The organism is Puniceibacterium confluentis, assembly GCF_007923445.1.
Lineage (GTDB): Bacteria > Pseudomonadota > Alphaproteobacteria > Rhodobacterales > Rhodobacteraceae > Puniceibacterium > Puniceibacterium confluentis.
Window position 1 is genome coordinate 1 of record NZ_VOJI01000145.1, and the last position, 505, is coordinate 505.

The 505-nt window shown below is 62.0% G+C and carries 1 protein-coding gene; it reads right to left on the bottom strand.

Annotation, left to right across the window (positions count from 1 at the left end):
- Positions 1-495 (bottom strand): ATP-binding protein (locus tag FOY53_RS22905; protein WP_186766748.1); only part of this gene is annotated, 495 nt, incomplete at its 3' end.
- Between the last annotated feature and the right edge of the window lie 10 nt (positions 496-505).

Genomic DNA, 505 nt, shown 5'->3' on the forward strand with positions numbered 1-505 from the left:
GAGGCGGGTCAAGCTTTCGGCAATCTGCCCCGCCTTGCCCTTGGCCTTTTCCTGTTCGAGGGCGTTGACCAGTTCGATTGTGGAGAAGAAGCGGACCTTGCGGCGATGATGCTCAACGGCCTGTATGCCAAGGGCGGTCGCGACATGGGTTTTTCCGGTGCCCGGTCCGCCAATCAGGACGACATTCTGCGCGCCGTCGAGGAACTCGCAGCGGTGCAGCGTTCTAACGGTGGCCTCGTTGATATCGCTGGCGGCGAAGTCGAAGCCCGAGAGGTCCTTGTAGGCTGGGAAGCGTGCCGCCTTCATGTGATAGGCGATGGAGCGCACCTCCCGTTCGGCTAGTTCGGCCTTCAGCAGTTGCGACAGGAGAGGGATGGCCGCCTCAAAGGCAGGTGCCCCCTGTTCGATGAGATCCTCGACGGCTTGGGCCATGCCATACATCTTCAAGCTGCGGAGCATGATCACGATGCCACCTGCGGCAGGGTCATGACGCATGGCGGCCTCC